This is a genomic window from Lysobacter sp. Soil_C_15 (genome assembly GCF_057657315.1).
The window spans coordinates 654,562-670,836 of record NZ_JBDGIR010000002.1 but is presented as its reverse complement, the minus strand read 5'-3'; the positions used below and the strand labels follow the sequence as shown (position 1 = coordinate 670,836).

At 68.5% G+C, this 16,275-nt stretch carries 15 protein-coding genes; 5 read left to right on the top strand and 10 right to left on the bottom strand.

The features are described from left to right. Positions 1–89: 89 nt before the first annotated feature. A complete protein-coding gene (locus AC3A57_RS07040; protein WP_487578239.1) occupies positions 90–839 on the top strand; it encodes a KilA-N domain-containing protein in 750 nt (249 codons plus the stop codon). A 45-nt stretch (positions 840–884) separates the two neighbouring features. Next, a complete protein-coding gene (locus AC3A57_RS07035; protein WP_487578238.1) occupies positions 885–1,481 on the top strand; it encodes a hypothetical protein in 597 nt (198 codons plus the stop codon). 201 nt (positions 1,482–1,682) lie between these two features. Here AC3A57_RS07035 and AC3A57_RS07030 read toward each other — a convergent pair whose 3' ends face one another. The 5 genes from AC3A57_RS07030 to AC3A57_RS07010 all read right to left on the bottom strand — a co-directional run bounded on the left by AC3A57_RS07030 (position 1,683) and on the right by AC3A57_RS07010 (position 9,098). Continuing rightward, the gene (locus AC3A57_RS07030; protein ID WP_487578237.1) at positions 1,683–4,247 is read right to left on the bottom strand and encodes a putative bifunctional diguanylate cyclase/phosphodiesterase; all 2,565 of its coding nucleotides are present in this window, start codon (positions 4,245–4,247) and stop codon (positions 1,683–1,685) included. Beyond that, entirely contained in the window at positions 4,244–5,143 is a 900-nt protein-coding gene (locus AC3A57_RS07025; protein ID WP_487578236.1) for a hydroxymethylglutaryl-CoA lyase, read from the bottom strand. Before AC3A57_RS07025 ends, AC3A57_RS07030 begins: the two co-directional genes overlap by 4 nt. Further along, positions 5,140–5,754, bottom strand: a complete 615-nt coding sequence (locus AC3A57_RS07020) for a hypothetical protein (protein ID WP_487578235.1) — start codon at positions 5,752–5,754, stop codon at positions 5,140–5,142. Before AC3A57_RS07020 ends, AC3A57_RS07025 begins: the two co-directional genes overlap by 4 nt. 328 nt (positions 5,755–6,082) lie before the next feature. Next, complete coding sequence (locus tag AC3A57_RS07015) at positions 6,083–8,113, bottom strand: acetyl/propionyl/methylcrotonyl-CoA carboxylase subunit alpha (RefSeq protein ID WP_487578234.1); 2,031 nt, start codon at positions 8,111–8,113, stop codon at positions 6,083–6,085. 202 nt (positions 8,114–8,315) lie between these two features. Beyond that, positions 8,316–9,098 (bottom strand): enoyl-CoA hydratase-related protein, encoded by a 783-nt coding sequence (locus tag AC3A57_RS07010; protein WP_487578233.1) that lies wholly within the window; start codon positions 9,096–9,098, stop codon positions 8,316–8,318. 131 nt (positions 9,099–9,229) lie between these two features. On the opposite strand from AC3A57_RS07010, the gene AC3A57_RS07005 reads away from it, so the two are divergent. From AC3A57_RS07005 to AC3A57_RS06995, 3 genes are read left to right on the top strand one after another with little or no spacing between them, the layout of a single operon-like run. Then, entirely contained in the window at positions 9,230–9,475 is a 246-nt protein-coding gene (locus tag AC3A57_RS07005) for a FeoA family protein (protein ID WP_487578232.1), read from the top strand. Positions 9,476–9,501: 26 nt separating this feature from the next. Further along, positions 9,502–11,367, top strand: coding sequence for a ferrous iron transporter B (gene feoB, locus AC3A57_RS07000; protein ID WP_487578408.1), 1,866 nt, complete (start codon positions 9,502–9,504; stop codon positions 11,365–11,367). A gap of 1 nt (position 11,368) precedes the next feature. Continuing rightward, positions 11,369–11,611 carry a DUF6587 family protein gene (locus AC3A57_RS06995; protein WP_487578231.1) on the top strand — a complete coding sequence of 81 codons (243 nt, stop codon included), beginning with the start codon at positions 11,369–11,371 and terminating at the stop codon, positions 11,609–11,611. A gap of 70 nt (positions 11,612–11,681) precedes the next feature. Here AC3A57_RS06995 and AC3A57_RS06990 read toward each other — a convergent pair whose 3' ends face one another. The 5 genes from AC3A57_RS06990 to AC3A57_RS06970 form a co-directional block, all read right to left on the bottom strand. Further along, on the bottom strand, positions 11,682–12,227 hold the full coding sequence (locus AC3A57_RS06990; protein WP_487578230.1) for a hypothetical protein: 546 nt from the start codon (positions 12,225–12,227) through the stop codon (positions 11,682–11,684). Positions 12,228–12,263: 36 nt separating this feature from the next. Then, positions 12,264–12,638, bottom strand: a complete 375-nt coding sequence (locus AC3A57_RS06985; protein WP_221672217.1) for a hypothetical protein — start codon at positions 12,636–12,638, stop codon at positions 12,264–12,266. Further along, complete coding sequence (locus tag AC3A57_RS06980) at positions 12,635–13,222, bottom strand: bactofilin family protein (RefSeq protein ID WP_487578229.1); 588 nt, start codon at positions 13,220–13,222, stop codon at positions 12,635–12,637. The genes AC3A57_RS06985 and AC3A57_RS06980 overlap by 4 nt, the downstream gene beginning before the upstream one ends. 623 nt (positions 13,223–13,845) lie before the next feature. Next, entirely contained in the window at positions 13,846–15,456 is a 1,611-nt protein-coding gene (locus AC3A57_RS06975; protein ID WP_487578228.1) for a carboxyl transferase domain-containing protein, read from the bottom strand. Between the two features lie 250 nt (positions 15,457–15,706). Beyond that, positions 15,707–16,096: a hypothetical protein gene (locus AC3A57_RS06970; RefSeq protein ID WP_487578227.1), complete on the bottom strand. Its 390-nt coding sequence runs from the start codon at positions 16,094–16,096 to the stop codon at positions 15,707–15,709. Positions 16,097–16,275: the final 179 nt, after the last annotated feature.

Here is a 16,275-nt window from a genome sequence, read left to right as displayed (position 1 = left end):
GGGCTGAACTAAGTTCTCGATTGGCGGAAGCTCTGCTCCGGTTTCGGGTCGCATTGATGCTGCACTTTTATCCACATTGAGGAAGGTCTATGCAACAACAGCTAGCGCTCATTCCGAGAATTGAAGAGGGTAATGTAATACCGCAGAGAATTGGTGATGGGTATATAAGTGCAACAGCTTTGTGTCAGTCTGTTGGAAAGAGATATTCCGATTATCGCCAATTAAAGTCAACAATTGACTTTATTACGGAGCTGATGGCGCAAACTGGGCTTCGGGAAGATCAGTTGATTCATGTGATTAGCGGCGGTGTCCCCAGCTTACAGGGGACATGGGTTCATCCTTACTTGGCGATAAATCTTGCTCAGTGGTTGTCGCCTAAGTTTGCAGTTAAGGTTTCTCAGTGGGTAGTGGAGTGGCAGCAGGGGCGCTCCAAAGTTGTGATGCCTGTGCATATCGACAGGTATATGCAGAATCGCGCAAAGGTGCCTTACACTCACTTTTCGATGCTGAATGAACTGACTTTGAATTTGATCGCTCCTTTGGAGCAGGCTGGATATACACTTCCTCAAAATTTGGTGCCGGACATATCAGAGGGAAGGCTTTTCTGTAAATGGCTTCGTGACAATAGAGGGATTGAGCCTAATGGCTTCCCTACGTACAAGCATGAATATCCAGATGGTCGCGTTGTAGATGCTAAGTTGTATCCATTGGACTTATATGAGGATTTTAGGCGCCACTTTAACGAGGTGTGGCTTCCGCAGCATGCTCCTCGCTATTTTGAGGAGCGGGACAAAATGGCGCTAACCTTTGTAACTAGTCTTCTCTTGCCCGCTTCTTAGTGTTTCATTACGGGTCGTGCATGGATCGCGGAGGGGAATTGTGTTATGCCTCAAATATCGCTGACGGATTTTGTTGATATCGTTTCAAAAGCAGGGAGGCCTAAGGCTACGAAGGTTAGGCAGGTTAAGGAGCGCCCAGATTATGAGCCTGCTTTCGATTTCTATAAGGCTTTGCGGGAACACCTTGTAGAGAATCATAAGGGTGGTGGCGGAAAATCTGGCGTTCTTGGAGTGATGAGGAATGTTACAGATCAGAAGAAAATAAAAAACTATACGGATTTGCTTAGTTCTTATAGAAAGTGGTGGGGGCGAAAGGCTTTGGGTTGGTTCAACCCACCACGTGATATCTACTCGTCAGCTGGTTTTGACATCATCGTTAACCCAGAGCTTGGGTTGGTTATAAACGGTGATCGACATGTGGTGAAGCTGTACTTGAAAAGCGATGCTCTTACATCGTTCAAGGCGGAGATCATTATCGATCTAATGGAGCATAAGCTTCGTTCACGAGGGGAAGTGGGCGATTATTTTTCGATCTTAGATGTCCGGAGGGCAAAGCTGTTCTCATCAGGGCCCCATGTGCCCGTGTCGTTGCCGATTGTTAATGCTGAAATTGCATATGTCGCAAGTATTTGGCAGCAATGAACCGTTTGAGGCGCGGTGCAACCCTCCTCGTCGAATTTGATCGCTATCTCGCGCCAACAGCAGACATAGCCCAAAGCTGTAACCAACGGATAGCTGGAGATCGAGACTCGCTTGGAAGAGATAGTGGCGTGCCGTCAGAAGCTCGATTTCAGTTTGCTCGACCTTGCTGGACGTGCTGCCTGGGGTAAAGGGATGGCTGCATCAGCCCGCGTGGCTGCGGCAGTAATCGCGCAAATCCCCCGGCGACAAGCCCGGGGCGAACAAAAAGCCCTGGCCGATGGCGACGCCGAGTTTGCGCAGGAAGAAGCGCTGGCGTTCGGTTTCGATGCCTTCGGCGACCAGGCCCAGGCCGAGGCTGCGGGCGATGCCGGTGACGGCCTGGCAGACCGCGACGTCGGACTGGTTGTCGGGTACGCCTTGGACGAACAACTGGCTCAGCTTGAGGCCGTGGATCGGCAGCCGGCGCAGGTAGTTGAGCGCGCTGTAGCCTTCGCCGAAGTCGTCGATCGACAGGTGCACGCCAAGTTCGCGCAGGCCGGCGAAGGTGCGCACGGTGTCGGGCGCGTCCTCGATCAGCACCCGCTCGGTGAACTCCAGTTCCAGCGCGTTGCCGGGCAGGCCGTATTCGGACAGCGCCGCGGCGACGTTGCTGGCCAGATCGTCGCCGAGGAACTGGCGGTAGGAGACGTTGACCGCGACGCGCTCGATCCGCACGCCCTGGTCGCGCCACTGGCGCAACTGGCGGCAGGCCTCGTGCAGCACCCAACCGCCGATGCCGACGATGTCGCCGGTGGTTTCGGCGTGGCCGATGAAACGGTCCGGGCGCATCTCGCCCAGCGAGCGGTTGCGCCAGCGGATCAGCGCTTCCACCGCGATCACCCGGCCGTCGCTCAGGTCGACCTGCGGCTGGTAGACCAGATGGAACTCGTCGTTGTGCACCGCGCGCCGCAGGTGGGTTTCCAATTGCAGGCGGTGCAGCTGCTGTTCGGCCAGTTCCGGGGTGAACGCCTGCCAGCTGTTGCGGCCGCGGCGTTTGCTGTCGTACATCGCCACGTCGGCGCTCTGGATCAGTTGCTGCGCGGTGCGGCCGTCGAGCGGCGCCTGGGCGATGCCGATGCTGGCGGTGATGCTGAACTCCTCGCCGTCGACCCGGAAGCTGTCGCCGAAGCTTTCCAGGATCGCGTCGGCGATGCGTTCGGCGCGCAGCGGCTCGCCGTCGAGCGAGCACACCACCAGGAACTCGTCGCCGCCGAAGCGGGCGATCTGGGCCGGGTCGTTGCCGATGGCTTGGCGGATCCGGCGCGCGGCCGAGGCCAGCAGGCGGTCGCCGGCGGCGTGGCCGAGCACGTCGTTGACCACCTTGAAGCGATCCAGGTCGATGTACAGCACCGCCAACGGCGATTGCGGGAAGGTGTCCAGGCGTTGTTCGAGCTCGGCCAGCACCGCGTCGCGGTTGAGCAGGCCGGTCAGCGGATCGCTGCGCGCCTGGATGCGCAAGTGTTCTTCTTCCTGCTTGCGCTCGGTGACGTCCTGCAGGGTGCCGGTCAGCACCTGGCCGACCGGATCGCCGGCGCCGGCGTCGCCGATCACCCGCACCCAGAACACGCTGCCGTCGGGGCGCAGGCCCTGCAGTTCCAGATCCAGGCCGCGGCCGCCGCCGAGGCTGCGGTCGAGGTGGCTGCGCAAGCGGTGGCGATCCACCGGGCGCAGGCAGTCGAGCAATTCCTCGATCGAGGCCGGAGCGTCCTCGCGGCCGAGGATGCGCACGGCTTCGTCGGTCAGATACAGGCGGTCGCGGCCGGCGTCCCATTCCCAGCCGCCGATATGGGCCAGGGCCTGGGCGCGGTCGAACAGGGCGCTGTCGCGCTTGAGCGAGGTGACGTTGGAAAACAGCGCGAACACCTGGTTCGGGCGGTCGCCGCCGGGCGGGAACTTGGGTACCGCGGTCACCGACAGCCAGATCAGTTCGCGCCGCTCGCGGTGGTACAGGCCGAGCACGGTGCTCTCGACCACGCGCCCGGTTTCCAGGGCGATGCGCGAGGGATATTGCTTGGGCGGCAGTTCGCGGCCGCGCTCGTCGATCACCATCCAATGGCCGGAGCGCAGCTCGTCGGCGATGCTGTCGCCGCTGTGCAGCGACAACAGGCGCATCGCCGCGCTGTTGGCGTAGACGATGCGCAGGCCGTCGTCCTGCACGATCACGCCGCGGTCGATCAGCTCGACCAGCTCGCGGAAACGCAGTTCGGCGTCCTGGCGGGTGCTCAGGTCGCGGGCGACGGCGATGATCCGGCGCTGGCCCTCGTGCAGGAACGCGGCCGAGTGCACTTCGACCGGGAACCGGGTGCCGTCGCCGCGCTTGTTGGTGACCTCGATGACGTAGGTCTGGCCGCGGTTGAGGGTCTCCCACACCGGCACCAGATGGTCCTGCGGCAGTTCGGGGTTGAGCACATGGATCGGCTGGCCGAGGATGTCCTCGCGCACCCGCCGGTGGGCTTGGGTGCCCAGGCGGTTGATCTCGATCACCGTGCCGTCTTCGTCGAGCACGGTGACCAGGTCGGGGATCGCGTCGAACAGGGCCCGGTACAGGCAACGGTGTTCGGCGCCGTCGCCGCGCGCGCGCAACGCGGCGGCGGCTTCGGCCAGCAGGGCGCGCAGCGCCGGGTCGAGCTTGGGATCGTGTTGCGCCCGTTCCAGCGCCGCCAGCGTCCGCGCCGGGTCGCCGGTGCGGACCTGCGGCGGAGCCGGTGCGGGCGCGTCGCGCTTCACGCGGCCGCCAGCGCCTTGCCGACCTTGCTGCCGGTCTCGCGGCCGAGCAGGCCGGCCAGCCAGCGCCCGGTCTGGGCCAAGGCGTCCAGGTCGACGCCGGTGGCGATGCCCAGGCCGTGCAGCATGTAGACCACGTCCTCGCTGGCGACGTTGCCGCTGGCGCCCTTGGCGTAGGGGCAGCCGCCGGTGCCGGACACGGCCGAATCGACCACCGCCACGCCTTCTTCCAGGCAGGCCAGGATGTTGGACAACGCCTGGCCGTAGGTGTCGTGGAAATGCACCGCCAGCGCCGACGCCGGCACTTCGGCGGCGACCGCCTTGAACATCGCCCGCGCTTTGCCCGGCGTGCCCACGCCGATGGTGTCGCCGAGCGAGATCTCGTAGCAGCCCATTTCGAACAGCGCGCGCGCCACCCGCACCACGTCGGCGACCGGCACCTGGCCCTGGTAGGGACAGCCGAGCACGGTGGAGACGTAGCCGCGCACCGCCACGCCATCGGCCTTGGCCCGCGCCAGCACCGGCGCGAAGCGTTGCAGCGACTCGTCGATGCCGGCGTTGATGTTCTTCTGGTTGAACGCTTCCGAGGCGGCGGTGAACACCGCGATCTCCTCGACTCCGACCGCGCGCGCGCGCTCGTAGCCTTGTTCGTTCGGCACCAGCACCGGATAGCGCACGCCGGGGCGGCGGGCAATGCCGGCGAACACCTGCGCCGCGTCGGCCAACTGCGGCACCCACTTCGGGCTGACGAAGCTGGTCGCCTCGATGCTGCGCAGCCCGGTCGCGGACAGGCGGTCGATCAGGGCGATCTTGTCGGCGGTCGCGATCGGAGTCTTTTCGTTCTGCAGTCCGTCGCGGGGACCGACTTCGACGATGCGTACGGCGGAAGGCTGAGTCACGGATGTTCCTTGGATGGGGCGCGTTGCAGCGACATGGCTTTGGCTTGGGTGTCGTATAGCAGATCGGCGCGGCGGGCGAGGGTGGTGCGCAAGCGCTCGGCATCGCCCTGGACCAGGGCGAAGCGGTCCTCCAGCTTGCGCCCGTCCAGCTCGCCGCGGGCGATCGCGGCCAGCGCGCGTTGCGAATCGGGCAGCCAAGCACTGATGCGGCCGCCCTGGATGCGATACAAGACCAGAAACACCGAGCCGGCCGGCGCGGTGGCGGTCAGGCTGCGGCCTTCGGCGCCGATCGCGCGTTCGGCCTGCGCCGGCGACAGCACGATGTAGCGGTCCTCGCCGATCGAAAAGCCGGTCAGGTCCAACGCGACCGGGCGTTCGCGCAGGCCGGGCCAGTCCTCGGTGTGGCAGCGCGCATCGATGCGGATGGTCTTGTCGACGCCCTCGGCGCGCAGGCGCCATTGGCCCGGCAGGTCGGGGTCGCAGCGGGATTCGGCGACCGGACTGCGCTCGAAGGCGACGCAGCCGGCGGCCAGCGCCAGCGCGGCGAGCAGGATCGCGCCGCGCAGCAGCGGGCGCGGCGCGGGTACGGCGGACAGTGCGTTCGCGGTCATGACGGCTCCGTCGTCGGCGCGGCGGGCGCCGAACGGATGAAACGATAAAGCGTGCCCGCCTCCGGCCGCTCGAACGGCGACGGGCCAGCTTCGGCCCGGCCATGGCCGTCGACCGCAGTCGGATCGCAAGGCAGGGCGGCCGCGCAACCGCCCGGGCCGGCGGTCGGTGCAAGGCACAGGATCGGATACCGACGCATGCGAGATCCCTCTTGGCGACGGGGCCGGCGCGCCGAGCGGCGCCGGCGGAACGGCCCCGGCGCTCCAGCCGGGGCCTCCATCATTGCGGAAATTTCGCCAGCGGTCGATGTTGCGCCGACGTCCGGTCCGCTCAGGCCGGGGCCAGGGTCGCCAGCACCGCGTCGGCCTCGACGAAATCGCCGGCGGCGGCGCGGATCTCGGCGATGGTGCCGGCGCGCGGCGCCTTCAGGCTCAGCTCCATCTTCATCGCCTCGATCACCATCACTTCCTGGCCGGCCTCGACCGCATCGCCCGGCGCGGCCTTGACCACCACCACCCGGCCCGGCATCGGCGCGTTGACGCTGTTGCCCGAACCGGCCGCGGCGCCTTGTTCGTGGCGGTACATCGGCACCGATTCCAGGCGCAGCCGGCGTTCGCCGTCGTGCATCACCAGGCGGGCGCCGTCGCCGAGCGCGCGCAGCCGGCGCGCGCGGCCGTCGATGCGCAGGCTCAGCTCGTCGCCGAGCAGGCGCGCGCCCTCGATGCGATGGGCGCCGTCGGCGCCGGCCAGCTCGATCCGGTAGTCGCCGGCGCTGCCGTGGGCCTGCAGCTCCAGGCGCTGTTCGCGGCTCAGGAAGGCCAGGCTGCGGCGGCCGCCGTGGCCGAGCCGCCAGCCGTCGGCGATCGCCCAGGGCGAGCCCGGGTCGTTCGACGCCGCGGCGCGCTCGCGGGTGCCGCGCTCCTGCGCCAGCAGCCCGCACACCGCCGCGCCGAGCAGCAGGTCGCGTTCGCCGGCCTCGTCGCGGTGCGCGGCGGGCATGAACTCGTCGAGATGACGATCCAGGTAGCCGGTGTCGATGGTGCCGTCGACCACCGCCGGATGCCGCGCCAGGCGCTCGAGGAACTCGATGTTGGATTTCGGCCCGGCGATCTCGCATTGCGCCAGCGCCGCGCGCAGCCGCGCCAGCGCGCGCGGGCGGTCGGCGTCGGCGACGATCAGCTTGGCGATCATCGGGTCGTAGAAGATCGTTACCGTGTCGCCTTCGATCACCCCCGAGTCCAGACGCACGTGCGCGTCGGCGGCCGGCAGGCGCAGCCGCTCGAGCTTGCCCGAGCCGGGCAGGAAGCCGGCTTCCGGGTCCTCGGCGTACAACCGCACCTCGATCGCGTGGCCGCGCTGGACGATCGCGTCCTGGGCCAGCGGCAGCGGCTCGCCCGCGGCCACGCGCAGCTGCCATTCGACCAGATCCAGGCCGGTGACCCACTCGGTGACCGGATGCTCGACCTGCAGCCGGGTGTTGATCTCCATGAAGTAGAAGCCGCCCGGCTTTCCATCGGCATCCTGGCCGACGATGAACTCGACCGTGCCGGCGTTGACGTAATCGATCGCCTGTCCGGCCAGCACCGCCGCCGCGCCCATCTGCGCGCGCAGTTCGGGGCTCAGGAACGATGAAGGCGATTCTTCCAGCACCTTCTGGTAGCGGCGCTGGGCCGAGCATTCGCGCTCGTTGAGGTGGATCACCTGGCCGCGGCTGTCGCCGAAGATCTGGATCTCGATGTGGCGCGGGCGCTCGACGTAGCGTTCCAGCAGCACCCGGTCGCGGCCGAAGGCGTTGCGCGCTTCGCGCTGGCAGCTTTCCAGGTTGGCCAGGAACTCGCCGGCCTCGCGCACGATGCGCATGCCCTTGCCGCCGCCGCCGTGGGCGGCCTTGATCATCAGCGGGTAGCCGATGCGGTCGGCCTCGGTCTGCAGCACGGCCGGATCCTGGTTTTCGCCGGTGTAGCCCGGCACCACCGGCACCCCGGCGGCCTGCATCAGTTCCTTGGCCCCGGCCTTGCTGCCCATCTTGCGCATCGACGCCGCCTTCGGGCCGATGAAGGCGATGCCGGCGGCTTCGACCGCGTCGGCGAAGTCGGCGTTCTCGCTGAGGAAGCCGTAGCCGGGATGGATCGCCTGCGCCCCGCTGCGCAGCGCGACCTCGATGATCGCCTCGCCGCGCAGGTAGCTGTCGGCCGGGCGCGGGCCGCCGATCGGATAGGCCTCGTCGGCCTGGCGCGCGTGCTGGGCGTCGGCGTCGGCCTCGGAATACACCGCGACGGTGCGGATGCCGAGCTGGCGGCAGGTGCGGATGACGCGACAGGCGATCTCGCCGCGGTTGGCGATCAGGATCTTTTCGAACATGGCAGGCCGCAGGTCGGGGCGCAGCGAGGCGCGTGGTCGGGAGCCGCGGCGCCGGGGGCGGACGCGATCCGGCGATTTTCGCCGATGCGGCGGTCTCGTGTCGCCCCGGCGGCGGCGAATGTGTCGCCGGAGGCGTGCGTACGTACCGGTATGCGCGCGTGCGCTCAGGCGTCCATCGCCGACGCCGGCGCGCGTCGCCGGCTCAGCGCGACCAGTTCGGCTTGCGCTTGTCGAGGAAGGCGCCGAGGCCTTCCTGGCCTTCGGCCGAGACCCGCAGCGCGGCGATCAGCGCGGCGTTGTCGGCGTCCAGGCGGGCGCCGTCGCGTTCGTAGGCGACCCGGCGCACCAGTTGCTTGGCTTGCGCGGCGGCGCGCGGGCCGGCCTTGAGCAGCAGCTCGACCTGGCGCGCGACCGCGGCGTCGAGCTGATCCTCGTCGACCAGCTCGTGCAGCAGGCCGATGCGCAGCGCGGTGGCGGCGTCGAAGATTTCGGCGGTGGCGAACCAGCGCCGCGCCTGGCGCGCGCCGATCGCCTCGACCACGTACGGCGAGATCACCGCCGGCAGCAGGCCGAGCTTGCTCTCGGTCAGGCCGAACTTGGCCGCCGGCGCGGCGATGGCGATGTCGCAGCAGGCGACCAGGCCGACCCCGCCGCCGAAGGCCGCGCCGTGGACCCGGGCCACGGTCGGCTTGGGCAATTCGTTGAGGGTACGCATCAGCCGCGCCAGGGCCAGTGCGTCCTCGCGGTTCTCGGCCTCGCCGGCGGCGGCCATGCCGCGCATCCAGTTGAGGTCGGCGCCGGCCGAGAACGAGGCGCCTTCGCCTTCGATCACCACCACCCGCACCTCGTCGTCGCCGGCAGCCGCCTCCAGCGCGCCGGTCAGGGCGGCGATCAACATGGCGTCGAAGGCGTTGTGCAGCTCCGGACGGTTCAGGCGCAGGCGGGCGACAGGGCCCTCGCGCAGGCTCAGCAGCGGGTGGGTCATCGGCGGGGGAGTTGATTGGAGTTGGCGAATGATACCGTTCAGCTTGCCGGCTCCGCCCCTGTCCGTTGTACCAGTGCTAGAATGAGAACAATTCCCATTTGGGTCGCCACCTCCTTCCTGGAAGCCGCCTTTTGAAGCTGTCCGAACTGCCGCGCCGTACCGCGGCCACGGTCGAGTCCGTCGATGACCAGGTTCCCAACGACACCATTGCCAGGCGCCTGCGCGAACTCGGGTTCGTCGCCGGCGAGCGGGTGGAAGTGATGGCGGCCGGTCCGATCGCCGCCGAGCCGCTGCTGGTGCAGGTCGGCTACACCCGTTTCGCCCTGCGCCGCAGCGAAGCGGCGCGGGTGCGGGTGCGGCTGGAGCCGCCGGCATGAGCGCGATCGCCGCCGACGCCGGCGCCATGCCGGCGACCGCACCGATGCGGGTGGCCCTGGTCGGGAATCCCAATTGCGGCAAGACCGCCTTGTTCAACCTGCTGACCGGCAGCCGGCAGAAGGTCGCCAACTACGCCGGCGTCACCGTCGAGCGCAAGGAAGGCCGGCTGCACGCGCCGTCCGGGCGCAGCTACGCCGTGCTCGACCTGCCCGGCGCCTACAGCCTCAGCGCGGCCAGCCTGGACGAGGCGGTGACCCGCGACGTGCTGCGCGGCTTCTATCCGGGCGAACCGGCGCCGGACGTGCTGCTGTGCGTGGTCGATGCGACCAACCTGCGCCTGCACCTGCGCTTCGCCCTGGAGCTGCGCGAACTCGGCCGGCCGATGCTGGTCGCGATCAACATGATGGACGCGGCCAAGCGCCGCGGCATCGACATCGACCTGGCCGCGCTGGAGCGCGAGCTCGGCGTGCCGGTGGTGCCGACGGTCGCGGTCAAGCGCGACGGCGCGCGCGAACTGGTGGCCCTGCTGGACCGGATCGCGGTCGCGCCGCGCGAACCGCACGAGCCGCGGGTGCGCCTGGCCGAGGGCGCCGACCTGCACGCCGAAACCCGGCGCCTGCTCGAGCTGACCGTGCGCATGCCGACCCGCACCGCGCGCATCGACGACGCGCTCGACCGTTGGCTGCTGCACCCGGTGCTCGGCCTGCTGTCGCTGGCGGTGGTGATGTTCCTGATCTTCCAGGCGGTGTACGCCTGGGCCACGCCGTTGATGGACGGGATCGAGGCGATCACCGCCTGGACCGGCGAGCGCGCCGGCGCTTGGCTGCCCGACGGGCCGTTGCGCAGCCTGCTGGTCGACGGCGTGATCGCCGGCCTCGGCGGGGTGGTGGTGTTCCTGCCGCAGATCCTGATCCTGTTCGCCTTCATCCTGGCGCTGGAGGAGTCCGGCTACCTGCCGCGCGCGGCCTTCCTGCTCGACCGGATGATGGCCGGCGCCGGCCTGTCCGGGCGCTCGTTCATTCCCTTGCTGTCGAGCTTCGCCTGCGCGATCCCCGGGATCATGGCCACGCGTTCGATCCAGGATCCGCGCGACCGCCTCGCCACGATCCTGGTCGCGCCGCTGATGACCTGCTCGGCGCGATTGCCGGTGTACGCGCTGCTGATCGGCGCCTTCATCCCGCAGCGCCAGGTCTGGGGCGTGCTCAACCTGCAGGGCCTGGTCCTGTTCGGCCTGTACCTGGCCGGCATCCTCAGCGCGCTGGCGGTGTCGTGGGTGATGAAGAAGTGGCGCCGCGACAAGAGCGAGCACGCGCTGCTGCTGGAGCTGCCGTCCTACCGCATTCCCAACCCGCGCGACCTGCTGATCGGCCTGTGGGAGCGCGCCTGGATCTTCCTGCGCCGGGTCGGCGGCATCATCCTGGCCCTGACCATCCTGCTGTGGTTCCTGCTGTCGTTCCCGGGCGCGCCGGAAGGCGCCACCGCGCCGGCGATCGATTACAGCTTCGCTGGCCGCATCGGCCACGCGATGACCGCGGTGTTCGCGCCGATCGGCTTCAACTGGCAGATCTGCATCGCCCTGATCCCGGGCCTGGCCGCGCGCGAAGTGGCGGTGTCCTCGCTGGCCACGGTCTATGCGCTGTCGGCGCCGGACGACGAGGCCGCGGCGCAGGCGCTGACGCCGATCATCACCGACACCTGGTCGTTGGCCACTGCGCTGGCGCTGCTGGTGTGGTTCATCTACGCGCCGCAGTGCATTTCCACCCTGGCCACCATCCGTCGCGAGACCAACTCGTGGAAGCAGGTGGGTATCGCCGCCGGCTACCTGTTCGCGCTGGCTTATCTGGCCTCGCTGCTGACCTATCAGGTTGCGGTATGGCTGGGAGCGGGCTGAGATGGACCTGGGCCTGTTCGCGCAGTACCTGGTGATCGCGATCGCGGTCGCGCTCAGCGCGGTGGTGGTCGCGCGCAAGCAGTTCCCCGGCGGCGTGCGCCGCCTGCGCATCGCCTGCGCGCTGCCGTTGGTGCGCGAAGGGCGCCCGGACTGGATGCGCAAGCTCGGCCGGCGCATCGCCCCGGCGCCGCGCGCGGCCGGGCCGAACTGCGCCGGCTGCGACAACTGCGGTCCTTCCGACTGAGGCTCCGCGCCGCGCGCTCGCGGCGCGCGTCCCTCGTCGCTACCGCGCCGTCGACTGCGTGCGCGCCGCCTCAGCCGGCGCGTTCGCGCAAGTAGGCCGCGGCGCGGTCCAGATGCCGGCGCGCCTCGTCCAGATGATGCTGCGGCGGCGCGCCGTGGAAGCGGCTCAGCCCGTCGCCCAAGGTCAGGTAGGCGCGCACCTCGCCGCTGCCGCGGTTATCGAAGGCGAGAACGAAATCGTCCGCCTCGGCATCGTTGAACCCGGCCGCGCCGCGCAAGGGGCCGAGCACGCGCAGCAACTCGATCGGATGCCCAGACGCCTGCAGCATGACGATGCGCAGTTCGCGGCGCAGTTCGTCGTATTCCACCGGCGGCGTGCCGGTCCACGGGTCCTGGCGCCAAGCCTTGATCATCTCGGCGACGGTGGTCGCCTGCGGATCGGCCAGGGCTTCGGCGTGGCCGCGGCGCTCGCCGTGGCCGGCCTGCGCCGGCGCAGGCCAGTCGCCGAACTCGCTCGGGTGCGCCGGGGCGGAATCCATGTAGGCCTGATAGCGCTGCAGGTCGAGGGTGAACCTCGCGTACAGCGAAAGCGGTTGCGGCATTGCCGGTTGCGACATCCAGAAGATCCTTTCCTGTGACCGTGGCGCCGCGGATCAGCGGCGCAGCCGTCCCTTGCTCGCGGCTTTCCAGCCGACCGCCTCGAAGGCCTCGACCGACAAAGTGAAGGTGCGCTCGTCGCCCGGGTGCAGGGCGCCGACGCCGACCACCTGGCGGGTGATCTCGTCGCCGCGCTCGTTGCGGATCGACAGCACCATCGAATATTCCCAGGCGACGTCGCCCTGCGGCGGGCGGATCGTGCCTTCCACGTGCAGCGGCGAGAACCTCGCCGCTGCGCGCTGCGACGCATCCGAGTCGAAACGCAGATGGTGCTTGCATGCCGGGCAGACGCTCGCGCTGTCGAGAATCGTCGCCTTGCAATGCGGGCATACGCGCGTCGCGCCGGGCTGGCCCTGGCGGACTGCGCTCATGAGTCGGCGCCGTTCTCCGTCTTGGCGCCGTTCTTGTCGTGCTTGGACGACTTGGCGTTGCCGGCGTCCTTGTCTTCCCAGCCGAACTCGACCTGGCCGCGCATGCGCGAACCGGCGGCGACGGTGACCACGCCGGCCTTGACGTCGCCGATCATCGCTCCGCTTTCCAGCAGCTCGACCCGCTGCGCGGCTTCGATGTTGCCTTCCAGCTCGCCGGCGATGACGACCTTGCGCGCGCGCACGCCGCCGTTGAGCTTGGCGCCGAGTTCGACGGTCAGATCGCCGTCGACCTGCACGTCGCCCTTGAAGCGGCCGGCGATGCGGATATGGCCCGAGCCCTGGATCTTGCCTTCGATCGACAGGTCGGAAGCGATCAGCGATTCCTTCACCGTTTCGCGTTCCGGCGCGCGCGGGGCGGGCGCGGCGGCCGCGGGCGCCGGGGCGATCGGCGCCGGCGCTTGGGTCGGCTGACCGAAGCTGAATTCGTTGAGCGTGTCGGGCTCGCGCTTGAGCGCGGTTTCGGGCTGGGCCGGCGGAACCGGATTGTCGCGCTTGGGCGGAGCGGGCTGATTGAAGATAGCCATGACGCGGTGTTTCCTCAGGTCGGGGGATCAAGTGATGACACGCGTGAACAACGGAGCCTAACACGCTGATCCGAAGCGCCCACTGTGATGCGCCTCACCAATCGGACTTGCAGGAAACGGCGACTCCGGTTCAGATTCCGCATGCGAATTGACGATGCGGAAAACCTGCGCAGCTGCGCGCATTCAGTGAGTTTCCGCAATGGCGATCGTGACAAAAAGAATTCAGTTTCTTTTCATGACGATGAATGGCGGGCGTCGCTACGCAGCGCGGATCTTGCGGCGTGGACGCCACGTTCGGCATTGGGATTGGGCCGCCATTCGTCCGCACTTGCGCGATCGCGCGCGGCAGCGAATGCGTCGTCATCGCCACGGACGCATTGCCGCGTCGCAGGCGCGTCGATCGATCCGGGACGAATAGGAGAGAGGTCGATGCGGCGCCGCGCATGGCGGCGACTGCGCTGAAACGCCGATCGATATCGCTGTACGGTCGCGACGAACGCCGAACCGGGCACGGCCCACGCCGGCGCGGTCTACCCTGTCCGCGCGCGGCGGCGCCCGGGCCGGCCGCGCGGCGATGGCGAAGATGCAGCAAACGCGTGCGCTGCCGTTCGGCGGCGCGACGCTTACATGCGGAACACGCCGAAGCGGGTGCGGTCTTCGATCGGCGCGTTGAGGCTGGCCGACAGGCCCAGGCCGAGCACGCGGCGGGTGTCGGCGGGGTCGATGATGCCGTCGTCCCACAGCCGCGCGGTGGCGTAGTAGGGGTTGCCCTGGTGCTCGTACTGCTCGCGGATCGGCGCCTTGAACGCGTCCTCTTCCTCGGCGGTCCAGACCTTGCCGGCGGCTTCGATGCCGTCGCGGCGCACCGTGGCCAGCACCGAGGCGGCCTGTTCGCCGCCCATGACGCTGATCCGCGCGTTCGGCCACATCCACAGGAAGCGCGCGCCGTAGGCGCGGCCGCACATGGCGTAGTTGCCGGCGCCGAAGCTGCCGCCGATCACCACGGTGAACTTGGGCACGTGCGAGCAAGCCACCGCGGTGACCATCTTGGCCCCGTCCTTGGCGATGCCGGCGTTCTCGTACTTCTTGCCGACCATGAAACCGGTGATGTTCTGCAGGAACACCAGCGGAATGCCGCGCTGGTTGCACAGCTCGATGAAGTGCGCGCCCTTGAGCGCGCTCTCGGCGAACAGGATGCCGTTGTTGGCGACGATGCCGACCGGATAGCCGTGCAGGTGGGCGAAGCCGGTGACCAGGGTCTTGCCGTAGCGCGCCTTGAATTCCTGGAACTCGCTGCCGTCGGCGACGCGCGCGATCACTTCGCGGATGTCGAACGGCTTGCGGGTGTCCTTGGGCACGATGCCGTACAGCTCTTCGGCCGGGTACAGCGGCTCGCGCGGCGCCTGCGCGGCGACCGGCAGGGTCTTCCTGCGGTTGAAGGTGGCGACGATGTCGCGCGCGATCTGCAGCGCGTGGCGGTCGTCCTCGGCGAAATGGTCGGCCACGCCGGACACGCTGGTGTGCACGTCGGCGCCGCCGAGCGCTTCGGCGTCGACCACTTCGCCGGTCGCCGCCTTCACCAGCGGCGGGCCGCCGAGGAAGATCGTGCCTTGCTCCTTGACGATCACCGACTCGTCGCACATCGCCGGCACGTAGGCGCCGCCGGCGGTGCAACTGCCCATCACCACCGCCACCTGGGGGATGTTCTCGGCGCTCAGCCGGGCCTGGTTGTAGAAGATCCGGCCGAAGTGCTCCTTGTCCGGGAACACTTCGTCCTGCAGCGGCAGGAAGGCGCCGCCGGAGTCGACCAGGTAGACGCAGGGCAGGCGGTTCTCGCGCGCGATCTCCTGCGCGCGCAGGTGCTTCTTGACCGTCATCGGGAAATAGGTGCCGCCCTTGACCGTGGCGTCGTTGGCGACGATCACCACCTCCAGGCCCTGCACCCGGCCGATCCCGGCGACCATGCCGGCGGCCGGCGCGGCGTCGTCGTACATGCCTTCGGCGGCGAGCGGGGCGATTTCCAGGAACGGCGAGCCCGGGTCGAGCAGGGCGGCGATGCGGTCGCGCGCCAGCAGCTTGCCGCGCTCGGTGTGCTTGGCCCGCGCCTTGTCGCCGCCGCCGTGCGCAGCGCGCGCCAGGCGCGCGTCGAGTTCCTCGACCAGGGCCTGGTGGTAAGCGACGTTGTCGCGGAAGTCCTGCGAGCGTGGGTCGAGCTGGGAGGTGAGGGCGGGCATCGCGCAACGGCCGTCGGTTTTGGACGCGGCATCAGAACACAAAGCGCGCCGGGCGGCCAAGCGCCGGCGCCGATGCGGATCAACGCACGCCGGCGCATGGATGCGCGCTTGGGCGCGGCGTCGGCGCTGCGCAGGCCGCGCGCGGAAACGGCCTGCGCCGCGCAGCGGCCGCGCCCGGGAACGAGCGGACGGACAAAGAGAAAGGCCCGCTTGCGCGGGCCTTTCGGGCATTGCGGGAGAGCGCCAGCGATTAGTGCTTGGCGGCTTCTTCCTTGGCCTTGTCGGCAGCGGCGTCGGCCTTGTCGGCGACGTTCTGCGCGGCGTCGGCGGTGGCGTCGGCGGCCTTGGCGGCGGCGTCGGCAGCGCCGGCGGCGGCCTGGTCGGCGGCGCCAGCGGCCGCGGCGGCGGCGTTGTCGACGGCGGTGCCGGCAGCGGCGGCGGCGTCGGCGGTGGCAGCGGCGGCGGCTTCGGCGCCTTCGGCGGCGGCGGTGCCGGCGGCGTTGGCAGCCTGGGCGGCGGCGTCGCCGGCCTGTTCGGCGGCGGCGGAGGCCTCAGCGGCTTCGTTCTTGGCTTCTTCGGTCTTGGTGCAGGCCGACATTGCCAGGACGGCGGCGGCGAGCAGGGCGAGATGGGTCTTCATGAGCTGTCTCCTGAGGAGTTGTCTGAGAAAAACGTCTGGGTGGATCTGTCAGGCAACGCCAGTGCTCGCTGCGGTCCGGCAAGCCGGCTTCGATCGTTCACTGACCTTACGGAAAAAGCCGCCGGAGAACCGGCGGCTTTCCCGTTCGACGCGACAAAGTCGCGTCGGAACCGAAGCGA